Annotated in this window: 17 protein-coding genes; 2 read left to right on the top strand and 15 right to left on the bottom strand. The window is 34.6% G+C overall.

Translation table 11 applies throughout. From position 1 onward, the window contains the following. Positions 1–31 precede the first annotated feature (31 nt). On the top strand, positions 32–1462 hold the full coding sequence (locus C4F50_RS16880) for a rubredoxin (RefSeq protein ID WP_194139825.1): 1431 nt from the start codon (positions 32–34) through the stop codon (positions 1460–1462). A gap of 144 nt (positions 1463–1606) precedes the next feature. Further along, on the top strand, positions 1607–2197 hold the full coding sequence (locus tag C4F50_RS16885) for a hypothetical protein (protein ID WP_194139826.1): 591 nt from the start codon (positions 1607–1609) through the stop codon (positions 2195–2197). Positions 2198–2390: 193 nt separating this feature from the next. Here the strand turns inward: C4F50_RS16885 and moaA are convergent, their stop codons facing one another. The 15 genes from moaA to C4F50_RS16960 form a co-directional block, all read right to left on the bottom strand. Then, positions 2391–3398, bottom strand: a complete 1008-nt coding sequence (moaA, locus tag C4F50_RS16890; protein WP_194139827.1) for a GTP 3',8-cyclase MoaA — start codon at positions 3396–3398, stop codon at positions 2391–2393. Next, entirely contained in the window at positions 3385–4299 is a 915-nt protein-coding gene (moaCB, locus tag C4F50_RS16895; RefSeq protein ID WP_194139828.1) for a bifunctional molybdenum cofactor biosynthesis protein MoaC/MoaB, read from the bottom strand. The genes moaA and moaCB overlap by 14 nt, the downstream gene beginning before the upstream one ends. 8 nt (positions 4300–4307) lie before the next feature. After that, a complete protein-coding gene (locus C4F50_RS16900; protein WP_194139829.1) occupies positions 4308–4739 on the bottom strand; it encodes a molybdenum cofactor biosynthesis protein MoaE in 432 nt (143 codons plus the stop codon). 47 nt (positions 4740–4786) lie between these two features. Continuing rightward, positions 4787–5140 (bottom strand): lysozyme inhibitor LprI family protein, encoded by a 354-nt coding sequence (locus C4F50_RS16905; RefSeq protein ID WP_194139830.1) that lies wholly within the window; start codon positions 5138–5140, stop codon positions 4787–4789. A 24-nt stretch (positions 5141–5164) separates the two neighbouring features. Beyond that, positions 5165–6244 carry a HesA/MoeB/ThiF family protein gene (gene moeB / locus C4F50_RS16910; protein ID WP_194139831.1) on the bottom strand — a complete coding sequence of 360 codons (1080 nt, stop codon included), beginning with the start codon at positions 6242–6244 and terminating at the stop codon, positions 5165–5167. Between the two features lie 3 nt (positions 6245–6247). Continuing rightward, complete coding sequence (locus tag C4F50_RS16915; RefSeq protein WP_194139832.1) at positions 6248–6487, bottom strand: MoaD/ThiS family protein; 240 nt, start codon at positions 6485–6487, stop codon at positions 6248–6250. A 2-nt stretch (positions 6488–6489) separates the two neighbouring features. Then, a complete protein-coding gene (cobA, locus tag C4F50_RS16920; protein WP_194139833.1) occupies positions 6490–7278 on the bottom strand; it encodes a uroporphyrinogen-III C-methyltransferase in 789 nt (262 codons plus the stop codon). Between the two features lie 5 nt (positions 7279–7283). Then, positions 7284–7856 carry a molybdenum cofactor guanylyltransferase gene (locus C4F50_RS16925; protein WP_194139834.1) on the bottom strand — a complete coding sequence of 191 codons (573 nt, stop codon included), beginning with the start codon at positions 7854–7856 and terminating at the stop codon, positions 7284–7286. Between the two features lie 90 nt (positions 7857–7946). Further along, positions 7947–8693: a sulfite exporter TauE/SafE family protein gene (locus C4F50_RS16930; protein WP_194139835.1), complete on the bottom strand. Its 747-nt coding sequence runs from the start codon at positions 8691–8693 to the stop codon at positions 7947–7949. Between the two features lie 130 nt (positions 8694–8823). Beyond that, entirely contained in the window at positions 8824–9996 is a 1173-nt protein-coding gene (locus C4F50_RS16935) for a molybdopterin molybdotransferase MoeA (RefSeq protein WP_194139836.1), read from the bottom strand. Between the two features lie 165 nt (positions 9997–10161). After that, entirely contained in the window at positions 10162–10410 is a 249-nt protein-coding gene (locus C4F50_RS16940) for a DUF6755 family protein (protein WP_194139837.1), read from the bottom strand. Positions 10411–10432: 22 nt separating this feature from the next. Continuing rightward, positions 10433–10945: a Rieske (2Fe-2S) protein gene (locus C4F50_RS16945; protein ID WP_194139838.1), complete on the bottom strand. Its 513-nt coding sequence runs from the start codon at positions 10943–10945 to the stop codon at positions 10433–10435. 10 nt (positions 10946–10955) lie between these two features. Further along, on the bottom strand, positions 10956–11525 hold the full coding sequence (locus C4F50_RS16950) for a 4Fe-4S dicluster domain-containing protein (RefSeq protein WP_125720391.1): 570 nt from the start codon (positions 11523–11525) through the stop codon (positions 10956–10958). Positions 11526–11546: 21 nt separating this feature from the next. Continuing rightward, positions 11547–13763 (bottom strand): molybdopterin oxidoreductase family protein, encoded by a 2217-nt coding sequence (locus C4F50_RS16955; protein ID WP_194139839.1) that lies wholly within the window; start codon positions 13761–13763, stop codon positions 11547–11549. Between the two features lie 90 nt (positions 13764–13853). Continuing rightward, entirely contained in the window at positions 13854–14903 is a 1050-nt protein-coding gene (locus tag C4F50_RS16960; RefSeq protein WP_194139840.1) for an MFS transporter, read from the bottom strand. Between the last annotated feature and the right edge of the window lie 10 nt (positions 14904–14913).

The following is a 14913-nucleotide window of genomic DNA, read 5'->3' on the forward strand; positions in this document are numbered from 1 at the left end:
CCTAAACAAAGAAAACCTGAACACTAAAAAAATGGAGCTAACAAGATTAATAGTAAAAGGAGGCGTTATTTCGCCAGGAGAATTACGAGAAGTCGTAGACATTGCTTTTGAGCAAGGCCTGGATTCAATTTCATTTGGTTCGAGACAGGATATTATTTTCCCTAGAGGCTTTAAAACGTTAGACAAAACAACGCTGGGCAAACATCATTTTGTTTATCCAGATCAAAAAAGTGGTAATAATATTGTCTCTTCTTACGTCTCAACCGATATTTTTAGAAATACAAATTGGCTTACAGGAAATCGGTTTTTATATGTTTTAGAAGAATTTAAAGAACAGCCGAAACTAAAAGTCAATATTACAGATCCAAAGCAGCAATTAGTACCGCTGTTTACTGGCCACATAAACTTTATAGCTTCAGAACATGAAGATTATTGGTATTTATACATCAGACTTCCAAAATGGGACCGTATAGAAGTGTATCCTGTTTTAATTTACAGCTGGGATTTGGCCAAAATCTATTACGAAATTGAAAAGCTTACTGAAGAAGATTCACTCGATATCAATATGCTTTTTACTCTGGTCAGCGAAATACTAGACACCAACAACCGAACCATTGACAAACCTCTAAACATACCGTTTTACCCCTTTCCATATTATGAAGGCATGAACCGCATGGGAATCGATCAATATTGGCTGGGATTGTACTGGCGTAATAATCTTTATGATTTGGACTTCCTTAAAGAAATGTGCGATTTGTGTTTTGAATGCAAAATTGGAAAAATCTGTATCACACCCTGGAAATCATTCATTATAAAAGGAATTCCAAAAGATCGAAAACTAGAATGGGAAAAATTTCTTGGTAAAAAAGGCATCAACGTCCGCCATTCTTTATTAGAACTAAACTGGCATTTACCCGTTGCAATGGAATGGGCTTTGAACCTAAAAACATTTTTGGTGCGTACACTCGATCAATTTGACATCAGTACTTACGGTTTGAATTTCGGAATTTCAGAATACAACCGCGACGGACATTATTTTACTTCGATTGTTATCGAAAAAAATGAGCTTCCAGAAGCTTTAGAATCTATTAAAATCAGAGATACTTACAACGTATTGTTTGCAAAGAATTTTGACCCAAATACCCGAGAATATATTGTGCATTCGCAGGATATTGATAAGCTTGAACTTCCAACAATATTAATTGAATTAAGTCGGAAATATTTTGAAGAACTCGGAAATTTTATTCCCGAAACAACAGAAAAACAGCAGAAAAAAGAAAAAACTAAAATAGATATTTATCAATGTCAGGAATGTTTAACTCTATACAATTCTGAATATGGTGACGAGACACAAGGTATTCCAAAGGGGATTTTGTTTGAAAATCTAGCAGCTGCCTATTGTTGTTCTTTATGTGAAGCGCCAAAGAGTAATTTTAAGATTTTAGAAGCTGTTGAACAGTAATATCTCTATGAAAAGCTTAACATTAATGTATTTAAATATTGTGTATATTTAGCTTAACATTGAATTAATGTTTAAGAAATATGCTTTTTCTTAAATAGTAATTTTCAATTTTCATCTATTTTACTTCAATAAAAATATATTATTATGATCAAAAGAACAACAAGAACCCCAGCCGTTAAGGCTCCTGACACGCCTGCAGATACCCCGGCAGAAACTGTTGTTGAAAACACTACAGAAATTCAGCCTGAAGCTAAAACAACAGTTAGAAGAACTACCAAAACAGCTGCAAAAGCCCCTGCCGCAACGGTTAAACCTGCCGCAAAAACTCCTGTACGCGCCGCGGTAAAAGGAGCACCAAGAGCAACTGTAAAAAAAACAGCTACAGCCGAAAAAACAGAACCTATTGTTTCTGAAATTGTAGAAATTCAAACTCAGGAAAACAACAGCCCACCAGTAGAAGAAATCAGCGGTGAACTCGATTTGTCTCTTTTAAAAGTGACAAAAGAGAAATCTAAGGACAAAAAGAAAGATAAACTGAAAGCAAAAAAAGAGAAGGAAAAGAAGAAAGAGAAAGCTATAAAAAAGATTATCAAAAAACTGCAAAAAGCTAAAAAAGCAAGACTTAAGGCCGACAAAAAAAAGAAAGAAAAGGCTAAAAAGAAAAAAGCTGCTGCCAAAGCTAAAAAAATATCCAAAAAGAAAGCAAAGAAATCCAAGTCTACAAAGAAAAAATAAGGGATTAAATTTTAATTTTTATCCCGAAGTTTCAGGGCTAAATTCTAATTTAAAGATTCTTTTTTCATTTCGAACGAAGGAAAAATTTCCGCAAGCTGCACAAAGCAAATCGATAATTTTTGCGGCTTTTCCCGCAGAGATTTCTCTTTCGTTCGAAATGAAACTATTTTGGAAATCAGCAGCGTAAAAAAAACTACCCTCCAATCGCAATCATACTGCGATTATTAAAATGAAGCAGCGGATCATCTATTTCTGAAATTGTCACCATCCCTGCCCGTACTTTCTTTTTACTTTGAATGGCACTCGAAATTAATTCTGTGATCGATTCCCCATTTCTAAAAGCCGTCAGCAGATCTGTTTCTGAGTTCGAAAAAAGGCAGTTTTTAATCTTTCCATTTGCCGTCAGGCGGATTCTGTTGCAGCTGTCGCAAAACGGATTTGTAATAGAACTGATAATTCCGAAATCACCTTGAAAACCTTTTATTTTATAAGTTCTGGCTGTAAAGTTTTTTTCGTCTTCTAATTTTTCAATTTGATCGTTAGAAAAAGTATTTTCTAATTGAGATAAAATCTCTTTTTGAGAAACCATTTTACTTCTGTCCCACTCGTTCCCAGCAAAAGGCATAAATTCTATAAACCGAACTGAAATTGGCAAAAACTGCGTCAACTGAACAAAATCAACAATTTCATTTTCATTAAAGCCTTTCATTAAAACCACATTTACTTTTACCTTAAAATCATTGTTTAAAAGCAAATGAAGATTACTAATCACTTTTTCAAACTGATTTCTAAGAGTTACAGAATGAAATTTTGATGCGACCAGAGTATCTAAACTCAAATTGATTTTTCTAACATTAAACTGCTTTAAAGCCTGAATATGACGATCTATTAAAATTCCATTGGTTGTAATAGAAAGCGCAATATTCAGATGGGATAATTTTGAAATAATTTCTGGAAAATCTTTTCGCAAAAGCGGTTCCCCTCCTGTTAATCTAATTTTATCAACACCATTTTCTACGAAAGTCTGGGCGATTGCAAAAATCTCATCGGCCGTCATTAAATCGGCTTTAGGAGACAAGGCAATTCCATCAGCAGGCATGCAGTACGTACAACGCAGATTGCATTTCTCTAACAGCGAAATACGCAAATAATTGTGTTTTCGCCCAAAATCATCCGTCAAAATAGTGTTAAAGGCTGTCATGATTTTTTCCTTTTAAAATATGAAAAACGTGCAATAAATGCGGAAAAACAGCATCCATAGATTCTCTCGCTCCGTTTGTAGAGCCCGGCAAAGCCAGAACCACCGTTTTACCTAAAGTTCCTGCAACTGTTCGGGACAACATAGCATAAGGCATTCTTTGCTGTCCGTAATTACGAATTGCTTCCTCAATTCCTGGAATCCTGCTTTCTAACAAAGGTTCTAAAGCTTCTGGAGTTACATCTCGCGGCGATAAACCCGTTCCGCCAGTAAAAATAACCAGCTGGTTTTCTTTAGCAAAAGATTTTGTTTTTTCCTGAATAATATCCAATTCGTCTGGAATGATTTCATAATGCGAAGTTTCAACACCGCAGGCATCTAACTTTTCGACAATAACTTTTCCAGAACGATCTTCCTTATCACCGGCAAAGATTGAATCAGAACAAACAAAAACTGCCGCTTTAATTGTATTGGGAAATTTATTTTTAAAAGACGATTTTCCGCCTTCTTTATTGATCAATTTTATAGTCGAAATTTCGATTTCTTTATCGATCGGTTTCAGCATATCGTACATCGTTAATGCAACGATCGAAGCGCCGTGCATGGCTTCAACCTCAACACCTGTTTTATAAACGGTTTTTACCTTAAAAATAATTTCAATCGTCAGACCTTCAATTTTGTAATCAACAGCTGTAAATTCAATAGGAAGCGGATGACAGTCCGGAATGGATAAATGTGTGTTTTTTACCGCAAATAATCCTGCTGTTTTTGCCATTTCTAAAACATTCCCTTTTGGCACAAGATTTTTCTCAACAGCTTCAATAGTTTCTTGTCTGCTGACTTTGACAATTGCTGTTGCTGTTGCTTCTCTTAATGTACTTATTTTATGCGTAATATCTACCATTTTATTTCTTAGGTATTTTGTTTCCAAGTGAATGTGTCGTTCTCAAACATTTCTTTTCCAAAAATCGGCACATCAGTTTTGATCCAGTTTACGATTGCTTCTGTTGCTTCATAAACTTGTTTGCGGCGAGTTGCAGAAACAAAAACAAACAAACAGATCTCGCCTGCTTTTACAACGCCCAAACTATGGTAAATGTGCATGCACGTCAAATCGAATTTAGCAAATGCCTTTTCTCTAATTGCATGCAAAGCTTCATTAGCCATATCTTTATAAGCAGAATAATCGATCGCCACGACAGTATTGTCATGAATAACATCTGCACGAACTTGACCCAGAAAAATATTGTGGGCCCCAATAGTATGTTTTGATTGATGCTTAGCAATCGATTCTGCAATAAACTCTGGAGAAATTGGCCCTTCTACAAATACATTTTTACTCATTATTTTTTATTTTTTTGCCACAGATTATAGGAAATGAAAATGGATTTTTAGAAACCATTTAGTAAGCTTTTCAATTCATTCGTTCTGCTTATTGTTAACTGCATTCTGCAATCCGCATACATTTTATTTGCTGTTACGCCGCCTTCCCCTTCAGGATAACTTTTGAACTTACAATTTGAATCTCTGAATTTCAGCCAGTCTTTTTGAGAGTTAATCAAATTGGTCTGATCTTTAGAACCCAATTTTTTCTTAAATTGATTATAAACTTTATTAAGCTCTTTATCAGCTTTTTCATAGGCTAGATAAATCTCTGTTTCCCCTGTTGCATCAACTGTTTTTTGTGCATTCACAAATGAGCTAAAAAAGAAAAACATCAGTAAAATCAAAAATATTTTCTTCATGATAAAAATCTTTAATTATGTAAACTAAACTTTAATTTTATCGTCTTTTAATAACTTTTTCATTGCCAAAGCACCACCTTCAATACCTTTTACATTTTTAAATTGAAGTCTCTGCAGTAATTCAACAGCAATCTTACTTCTTATTCCCGACTGACAGAAAACATATATAACTTGATTTTTATCCAGTTTTTCAATTTCTCTTTCCAAATTCATCAACGGAATTTGTATTTGATTTTTCAAACTGATTTTCGGCGATTCATCATTATTTCGAACATCCAAAAAAAGAACCTCATCACTGCTTATTTCATTCCAAATTAATTCAAATTTGATTTCTGCATTTTGATTTTCAGATGAATTGTATTTTTTTTCAAAATCTTCTTTGCTTATTTCAAACTCTGAACTTTTTTCAAAATCATATTTCTGCTGTTCATTATTCAAAATATTGTAAACCAATACTTTTCCATTTAAAACTTTCCCAATTTGTAGAATCATTTTAAGCACCTCATTAGCTTGGAGCATTCCAATAATCCCAACCGTAATTCCAATTACTCCAGCCTCTTCGCAATTTAACGCATTCACTTTTTCATCTGGATACAAACATCTGTATGTTGGTCCATTTTGATAATTAAAAATCGAAACTTGCCCTTGAAATCTAAAAATAGATCCATAAACCATTGGTTTATTCGTAACGAGACAAGCATCATTTATTAAATATTTTATCGAAATATTATCTGTTGCATCAACAATGATATCGTATTTTTCAAATAATGAAATGGCATTTTTTGCAGACAATTTTTCAGCAAAAGCAGTAACTTTTATTTCTGGATTCAATTCCAAAACCATTCCTTTGGCTTCTTCTGCTTTAGATTTTCCTACGGCAGCAGTTTTATAAATAACTTGACGATGCAGATTTGAAATTTCAATTACATCATGATCAACAATTCCAATTTCGCCAATTCCAGCCGCCGCCAAGTATGGCAGAATAGAAGCGCCTAAACCTCCGGCACCAATAACCAGAACTTTGGCATTGGCTAATTTTTCCTGGCCCTCCGTTCCGATTTCTGGAAGTATGATTTGTCTGTTATATCTCTTATCTGTATTCATAAATCATCCTCCTGCAAATGGCGGCAATAAAGCTACAACATCAGTTGTCTGTAATGTATAACTACTTGCTTTTGAAACTATTTTCTGATTTACTGCAACGCTGAAAGTAAGCGATTCGAATTGGTATTTTTCTTCTAAATTCTGCAAGAGTTTTTGCAGGGATAATTCTTCCGAAAAAGACAATTTTTCAAATTCGCATTTTGTTTTTTCAGCGACAGCTCCAAAATATTTTACCTCAATCATTTTTATAAATTTAAATTCTGAAAAATAAATTCATCCTCAAAATGTTCCTGAAAATACTCCGTTAGTTTTGAAGTATTTTTTACCACCTCGCCGATCACAATAATTGCGGGTGATGCTATATTTTTTTCGGCTGCCAATTTTGCTATTGTGCTTATGGTTCCGATTACTTTTTGCTCTGAATTTTTTGTACCGTTTTGAATAATCGCAACCGGCAGATCATCATTCCTGTTTTGCTGATAAATTGAAAGAATTTCATCTAATTTATGCATTCCCATCAAAATAACCACAGTCGCAGCCGATTTTGAAGCCAACATAATATCATTTGAAAGTTTATGATCTGAAGTTGTTCCTGTAATGACCCAAAAACTTTCGGCAATTTTACGCTGTGTCAAACTGATTCCCGCAGCAGCTGGAACGCCAAGCGCAGAAGAAATTCCAGGAACAACCGCTGTTTCTAAACCAAATTTAACAGCATAATCGATTTCTTCACTTCCTCTTCCAAAAACAAAAGAATCGCCGCCTTTTAAACGTACCACATGTCCGTAACGATTCGCCATAGAAACAATCAAATCGTTAATCTGATCTTGTGTATAAGCGTGACAACCCAGACGTTTGCCAACAAAAACAATTTCTGCATTTGGTGCATACTCTAATAATTCTTCGTTTACCAAAGCATCATACAAAACAATGTCCGCACTTTCTAAAGCTTTAACAGCTTTTAATGTAATCAATTCGACATCGCCCGGACCTGCGCCCACAATGGTCAATTTTGGTGTTTTTAAATTTCGCATGATCTCTAAGTTAAATTGATATTCAGGTCGTTTAATTCGTCTGCCGAATTAATATTGGTTAAAGGAACATTTTTACTTTCTTCTATATTAATAATCTGATGCGGTAATTTTGTCAGCAAATTCATCGTTTTTAGTTCGTCAGAATCAATTGCTTCTTTAATTACAGGAAGAATCTCTTTTGAATAAATTCCAATCAGCGGATGTGTTTTACTTTCCGAAGCGAAAACTGTAATTCCAGCCTCTTTGGTATGTTTAGAAATTAATTCCTGCAGCAACTCAGTTGAAATTAGTGGGATATCACAGCTTAAAATCAAATTAAATTCGGTTTCTGAATGCGATAATGCTGTATAAATTCCACCAAGCGGGCCTTTGTCTAAAATTAAATCTTCAATTTTTTCATACGCTAAATAATCATATTCTTTAGATCCAGTTATCAATTTTATTTGATCTGAAATTGGCAAAATTGCCTGAATAATATGTTCAACAAATGGTTTTCCCTGAAACAAAACCAAGCCTTTTTCTGACTGCATTCTTGAACTTTTTCCGCCGCAAAGAATAAATACTGTTAATGTTTTCATTTTGTTTCAAGTTTTTTGTTTCAAGCCTCAGGTTTTTGCCCAAGCATTGTCATTTAGAGGAACGACAAATTATACGTTTCTTTTATTCGCTTACGGAAAAATCAATTTAATGCTTGCCATTAAAATTACTGTTCCTAAAACCATTTTTAATGTTTTGTTAGAAAAAGAACCGCTTCCATAAAATCCGCCCAACATTCCTCCTATAACTGCAACGGGTACCAAATAAAAACTTTCTATCGGAATGGTTTTTCCTCCTAAAAAGAATCCCAACATTCCAGCAAACGAATTCACAAAAATGAACAAGCTCGAAATTGCAGCTGATTCTTTTACAGAAGCCCATCCTAAAAACAATAAAATTGGACTTAAAATAATACCGCCCCCTATTCCTAACATTCCAGATAACAATCCAATTGCAAAACCAATCGCCAATGCAAACGGAAGATTTATTTTTATTTCCTCCTTTTCTTTAAAATTAAAAACGCCAAACAATCTTAAAGCTGCAAAGACCAATACAATTCCTAAAATTATTTTATAAATCGTATTGTCTAAAGTTACAAAACCTCCAATAAATGCGGCAGGAATTGACGCTATCGCAAAAGGATAAAACAGTTTGGGTTTGAAATAATTTTTTCTGTAATAAAATAAAAACGAAATACTGGATACAAACAAATTCAACAATAAAGCCGATGGTTTCATAATAGAAATCGGAAAAGCAAAAATGCTCATTAATGCCAGATAACCAGAAGCTCCGCCATGCCCTACGCTCGAATATAAAAATGCAATAATTAGTAAAGCAAAACTAAAAAGGATTATATTTTCTGAGTTTAAGAGGTTCATTTTTTGTTTATCGTTTTATTTGTTTCAGGTTTCAATCTTGCTATATGTTTTTATTTACACACCGCTTTATGCCATCTACACCAAAAATCTATTTTTTATACTTTTTATTATTTTTTTTAAATCAAAATTATCAATCAATTGGCAGTAATGTAACCAATTCGTCTTTTTTATATTCTTCTATTTCCTGCGGTACAATTAATAAACTGTTGGCAACGGCGAAGGTGTTTAACATTGCTGAACTTTGTCCATCTAGAACTGTAACATTTGTTTCGTCGTATTTAGCTTTTAAAAATAATGTTTTTCCAGTTGTGTTCTGAATATCTGCATTTAATTTACGAACCAATTTGGGTTTGTGAATTTCGGCAAAACCCATTTTATTTTTAATTGCAGGGGCAACATAAATGTAAAAGTTAGTCAATGACGAAGCAGGATTTCCTGGCAGGGCAAAAACTAAAGTTTCATTCTTTGAACCGAAAAACATAGGTTTCCCAGGTTTTTGATTTATCTTGTAAAAAAGCTCTTTTACATCATTTTGCAACAGTGCTTCTTTTACAAAATCATAATCTCCTACAGAAATACCTCCAGAAATTAAAACAATATCAAACTTATTTAAAATACTTTCTAAAGCTTTTTTAGTCGCTTTCAAATTATCCTTTACTCGGTAAACCTTAGTTTTTTCTAATCCAAATGTTTGAAGTCCCGCCTGAAGCATGACCGAATTGCTTTCGAATATTTTTCCCTTTTTTAACTTCTGACCTGGTTTTACCAATTCATTTCCAGTTACTAAAATAGCTGATTTAGGCTTTTTATAGACAGCAATTGTCATAATTCCTAAACTTGCTAAAAATCCGATTGCTGCCGGAGTAATCAACGTATTGGCTTCAAAAACGACTTCCCCTTTTGCAATCTGCTCTCCTTTCGGACGCACATTTGTATTTTTCTCTGGCATGGCAGCGATCAAAATTGATTCTTTGTTTGCCATTACATGTTCCTGCATCACTACAGTATCTGCGTTGTCGGGAACAAAAGCGCCAGTAAATATTCGAATTGCTTCTGTTGTTTTTAATTTTATGTTAGAGTGATCCCCAGCCTGCGAAACACCAACAATATCGTATTGATGACGAATGCTGTGCTTAAACGCATAGCCATCCATAGCAGATTGTCGAAATGGAGGCATATTAATCGGCGAAATCACTTTTTCTGCTAAAACATACCCTAAAGCTTTACTAACAGAAATCTGCTTTACAGGCATTTTGGTACTGTTTGCTTCAACAATTGCTATTGCTTCTTCAACTCTAATCATTATTGTTCTATATTAAATGCAAAAAATACTTATACAAAAATAAGTATTTTTACTTAGTTAAATTCATTTTTTATCTTAAATCCTTAAAAAATATAAATTTAACGTAATTAGTTTAAATAGATTCAGAAAAAAACAAAATAGCCATTTAAAAATAACGATTTCATTTTATTTTTTTCTAAAGTTTCCTTTCGGAAGATAATACAGCCAGGCAAAACCAATAAGAAACAGAATTGCAGAAGCTATAAATGCCGGAATAAGGATTTCTTTATTATTATCTAATGCATTGTTTAGAGAAGCATACAGCAGCCAGATCTGAATGCTGACATTTAATATTAAAATAAATATTAACGTTGATAATATATTGTTCAGTTTATTGGGATTAGAACGATTTTGGCTTCTTCTGAAAGTACTCATAATTTACAATTTTAATAATCAACTAACTGTCTTTGTTTTCTATTAATGCTTTTACAAAAACGGCATTTTCTTTAAAAATAACTTCTAATTGCGGCAAAGCTCTCGGCGGCGGTCCCGCTATAACATCTCCAGTATTGGCATCAAATGAGCCCTCATGACATGGACAGTGAATAATCCCTGTTCCGGGTTTGTAAAATACGGAGCAGGACAGATGCGTGCATTTTTGTTCATAAGCTCTAAAATCGCCATTTTCTAAATGGATTAAAATATACGGAATTGTACTTCCTTCTAAAACAAAACCTCTGGTACCGCCTACGGGAACATCTTCTTTATTACAGATAAAATGCTCACCTTGGACTTCTTTTTTTGGCAGTAATAGTGCTTTTGCTGTTACAAATCCACTTCCGACCATTAGGCCGCCGGAAACAAAAGTTAGGAACTTCGCAAAATCTCGACGGCTGACCTGAGTTGATTCTTGTTTTTTTATTGGAAAATCTTTTTTCCAGTTTTCATTTAAATTATCTTCTTTAGACATGACTCGACTTTTAATAAATTCTTAATTCTGTACTTCCTTTTGGCATCATAATATTCACTTTGGTTTTTACTTTTTCTTTACCAAATATGAAATTATTAATTGGTGTACTATTGGGTCTCATTTCTTCGATTTGTTCTCTAGTACCGTAAAACAATGCACCACTTGGGCAAACTGTTGCACACATTGGCTTTTTACCAACGCTGGTTCTATCGTAACACATGGTACATTTCATCATCAAATCATATTCCTCCACTTTTTTAGGAACACCAAAAGGACAGGCCATTACACAGTTTGAACATCCTATACATCTTTCAGTACTTGCTGTGTGTACAACTCCAAACTCATCTTGAGAAATAGCATCCGCGGGGCACACATTGGCACAAACAGGGTCTTCACAGTGCATACAAACTTGTACCGTTGTCTGAATTGTTGACGCACGATCTACGTAATTAACACTTATTAAAGTCTGCTGACCGTTTGTTTCACATTCGGCACAGGCCATTTCACATGCTTTACAGCCAATGCAGCGCTGCATATCTACAAAAAACTCTTCGCTTGTATTAAAATTTGTCAAATTCATAAGTTCATTTTATTTTATAGATTAAACACTTGCGTACGCTTCAGATTCCTTAGAAGGCGGCGCTATTGTTCCTTGCGGATCTAATAAGCAGGCACATACTTTAAACTCAGGAATTTTAGAAATTGGATCTAAAGTTCCCGGTGTTAATTGATTGGCTGATTTTGTTCCCGGCCAGTGATACGGGATAAAAACAGTGTCTTTACGAATGGTTTCCACAATATTTGCTGGAAAAATTCCTTCGCCACGTCTTGTAACAACTCTTACCAATTCGCGTTGTTTAATTCCGTATTTCAAAGCTAATTCTGGATGAATTTCCAGCATTGGTTCTGGAAACTGATCTACCAATTTCCCAATTCTTCGTGTTTGTGTTCCACTTAAGTATTGCGATACCACTCGCCCTGTGGTCAATGTTATTGGATATTCTTCATCTGTAACTTCGCCTGGTAATTTATAAGGTGCCGGATTAAAATGCGCTTTCCCGTCTGGAGTTTTAAACTTTTTATCTTCCCACAATCTCGGTGTTCCTGGATGATCATCAGTTGGACAAGGCCAGAAAACGCCCATATTATCTTCTATTTTTTTATAAGAAATCCCGAAATAATCTGCAGTACCTCCTTTTGAAGCAACTCTTAATTCATTGAAAATTTCCTCACTATTATTATAAGTAAACTTATCTTTTTCACCAAGTCGTTCTGCAATTTCAAGTAATATAGAAGTGTCTGTTCTGGCTTCTCCCGGAGGTGTAACAGCTTGTCTGATTCTAATAACTCTTCCTTCTGCAGAAGTTGTTGTTCCTTCTTCTTCTTCTTGTAAGGAACCAGCCAAAACAATATCAGCATGTCTAGCCGTTTCATTCAAAAAGAAATCAATACATACATAAAACTCTAATTTTTCAAGTGCTGCTCTTACATAATTATTGTTTGGAAGCGAAACCAATGGATTAAAACATATAGAAATTAATCCTTTTATTTCGTCTCTGTGTATGGCTTCAATAATTTCATATGCAGTAAGTCCTGTGTGTGGTAAATCTTCTTCTTTAATTCCCCAAACATCAGAAATATATTTACGATGTTCTGGATTTTCTATATCCCTGTTTCCTGGCAATTGGTCGCATTTATGACCATGTTCTCTTCCTCCCTGACCATTTCCCTGCCCTGTAATAGTACCGTAACCGCAATATGGTTTACCAATTCTTCCTGTTGCCAAAACTAGATTGATACAGCCTACAACGTTATCTACTCCTTTTGAGTGATGTTCGATACCACGTGCGTGAAGTAAAAAGCTTGTTTTTGCTTTTCCCCACAGTTCGGCCGCAGCTTTAATTTTGTTTTTATCTATTCCTGTAATTTCTTCTGCCCATTCCAGAGTATAATCTTTTACAGCATCTATCGTTTCTTGAAAGCCTGATGTATAATTATCAATAAAATCGTGATCCAACATATCATGATCTGCCAAATACTTAAGCATAGCACCATAAAGAGCTGAATCTGTTCCTGGACGAACATCTAAATGTATGTCTGCTGTTCGGGCAAGCGGAATCATCCTCGGATCTATTACAATCAATTTCGCACCACGATCTCTTGCTTTCCAAATCCAGTGTGTTAAGGTTGGAAAAGTTTCGCTGATGTTTGCTCCCGTAACAATAATTACTTCAGCATATTCCAAATCAGAATAATTGTTTGAGGCACGATCCAAACCAAATGCCTTTTTATTTCCAGCTCCAGCACTTACCATGCAGAGTCTTCCGTTATAATCTAAGTTTCTGGTTTTTAATGCTACACGGGCAAATTTTCCTACTAAGTAGCTTTTTTCGTTGGTCAAAGAAACTCCAGAAAGCATTGAGAAAGCATGTTTACCATATTTGTCCTGAATGCGTTTTATTTCAGATACTGTTTTATCCATCGCCTCATCCCAAGAAACTTTCTCGAATCCTTTGCCTTCAACTCTTCGCATAGGGTGCAAAAGTCTGTCTGGATGATTATTCTGTAAATATCTTTGAACTCCCTTTGGACATAAACGGCCTTCATTAAAAGGAAATTCCATCCAAGGCTCAAAGCCTACCACTTTATTTTCTTTGACTAATAACTGAATACCACACTGCATACCGCAAAAGCAGCAATGGGTCTTTACGACCTCATCTGGTTCATCTTTTCCTACATATCCGTCTATTGGCGAGTAGTTTAAATGCGGTCCAAAAACATCTATAATTTTTTCTATTTCTACTGGTAGTTTTGCCATGTCTTTTTATTATTTTTTTGTTTCAAGCTTCAAGTTTCAGGTTTTGTGCGAACTTGAAACTTGGAACTTTAAACCTGAAACTATTAAAGATTATCCAAATAAATTTCCGCCTTCAAGTCGGGCTTTTAAATGTGCCTGCGCCAAACGTGATCTTTTCCCTTCAGGGCTTAAGTCAAGATGCGAAGTACCATCTTCGTGCGAAAAATCGAAACCTAATTCTTTAGTTACAATTTTTAAATCGCTTATATGAAGTTTTGTCGCGAATTCTTCTCCAGTATGCGGACAAACAGCCATTCCTTTTTTGATCCCTTCTTGTTTATAAATATGGGCTCCAATTTGTGCTGGACGCTGAATAATATGAAAGAATTTTCCAAATGGAATCCAAATCAAAAACATAATTACAGTTACCGCATGAATCACGGCTAAGAAGTCATATGCAAAACCTTTCATGAATTGATAGGAATACGTGAGACATAAACCTGTAACTGAAATCGCGATCAATAAAATCAAAGGCAATAAATCTCCTTCAAAAGTCTGCGTAGCAATTAATCCAGGGTTGGTTAATCTTCTTCTTAAATAATATACCGAACCAATTATTACAAGCCATGAAGACCAATTTAAAGCATGGAAAATTAAAAATGCTAAAAACGATCCAATCTGAAAATCCATCATTTTGAAACCAAAAAAATGTGCTTCATAAACGGAAATAGAATTAGGAGCCAATGTAAAGTGAATCCATCCAAACGTAAGCGGTATTGTAATTGCAAAAGCCGAAATACAGCCCAGAGCTATACAAAAATGAGCAAACCAGCGGTATTTACTTCTCGGGTATATAAACTTTTGCAGAGCAATGTTTTGTACCGATTCTTTTCCTAAAAACCAGAGATGTGAAAATATCTTTCCAGTAAAAAGAAATTTTAAACTTCTTTTAAAATACATCCATGTTGGAGGACGCTGCAGCCAAACTGAATATCGATAAACGATTCCAAAGAAAGCAAATACAGTTCCGAAAAGATAAGTTATCAGGGCTGCATCGAAGTTTTGTAATTCTCTCGAACCGTAAAATACAAACACAATGGTAAGTATCGAAACCAGCGAAGCAAAAAGTAAAGCTTTGGTATTAAATGTTTTATTTTTCATCCTTAACTTT

It is taken from the genome of Flavobacterium hungaricum (assembly GCF_015182285.1).
In the GTDB taxonomy this organism is placed as follows: domain Bacteria; phylum Bacteroidota; class Bacteroidia; order Flavobacteriales; family Flavobacteriaceae; genus Flavobacterium; species Flavobacterium hungaricum.

Coding starts and splice junctions, on each gene's coding strand:
- C4F50_RS16880 (WP_194139825.1), top strand. CDS start 32: ATGGAGCTAACAAGATTAATAGTAAAAGGAGGCGTTATTTCGCCAGGA.
- C4F50_RS16885 (WP_194139826.1), top strand. CDS start 1,607: ATGATCAAAAGAACAACAAGAACCCCAGCCGTTAAGGCTCCTGACACG.
- moaA (WP_194139827.1), bottom strand. CDS start 3,398: ATGACAGCCTTTAACACTATTTTGACGGATGATTTTGGGCGAAAACAC.
- moaCB (WP_194139828.1), bottom strand. CDS start 4,299: ATGGTAGATATTACGCATAAAATAAGTACATTAAGAGAAGCAACAGCA.
- C4F50_RS16900 (WP_194139829.1), bottom strand. CDS start 4,739: ATGAGTAAAAATGTATTTGTAGAAGGGCCAATTTCTCCAGAGTTTATT.
- C4F50_RS16905 (WP_194139830.1), bottom strand. CDS start 5,140: ATGAAGAAAATATTTTTGATTTTACTGATGTTTTTCTTTTTTAGCTCA.
- moeB (WP_194139831.1), bottom strand. CDS start 6,244: ATGAATACAGATAAGAGATATAACAGACAAATCATACTTCCAGAAATC.
- C4F50_RS16915 (WP_194139832.1), bottom strand. CDS start 6,487: ATGATTGAGGTAAAATATTTTGGAGCTGTCGCTGAAAAAACAAAATGC.
- cobA (WP_194139833.1), bottom strand. CDS start 7,278: ATGCGAAATTTAAAAACACCAAAATTGACCATTGTGGGCGCAGGTCCG.
- C4F50_RS16925 (WP_194139834.1), bottom strand. CDS start 7,856: ATGAAAACATTAACAGTATTTATTCTTTGCGGCGGAAAAAGTTCAAGA.
- C4F50_RS16930 (WP_194139835.1), bottom strand. CDS start 8,693: ATGAACCTCTTAAACTCAGAAAATATAATCCTTTTTAGTTTTGCTTTA.
- C4F50_RS16935 (WP_194139836.1), bottom strand. CDS start 9,996: ATGATTAGAGTTGAAGAAGCAATAGCAATTGTTGAAGCAAACAGTACC.
- C4F50_RS16940 (WP_194139837.1), bottom strand. CDS start 10,410: ATGAGTACTTTCAGAAGAAGCCAAAATCGTTCTAATCCCAATAAACTG.
- C4F50_RS16945 (WP_194139838.1), bottom strand. CDS start 10,945: ATGTCTAAAGAAGATAATTTAAATGAAAACTGGAAAAAAGATTTTCCA.
- C4F50_RS16950 (WP_125720391.1), bottom strand. CDS start 11,525: ATGAATTTGACAAATTTTAATACAAGCGAAGAGTTTTTTGTAGATATG.
- C4F50_RS16955 (WP_194139839.1), bottom strand. CDS start 13,763: ATGGCAAAACTACCAGTAGAAATAGAAAAAATTATAGATGTTTTTGGA.
- C4F50_RS16960 (WP_194139840.1), bottom strand. CDS start 14,903: ATGAAAAATAAAACATTTAATACCAAAGCTTTACTTTTTGCTTCGCTG.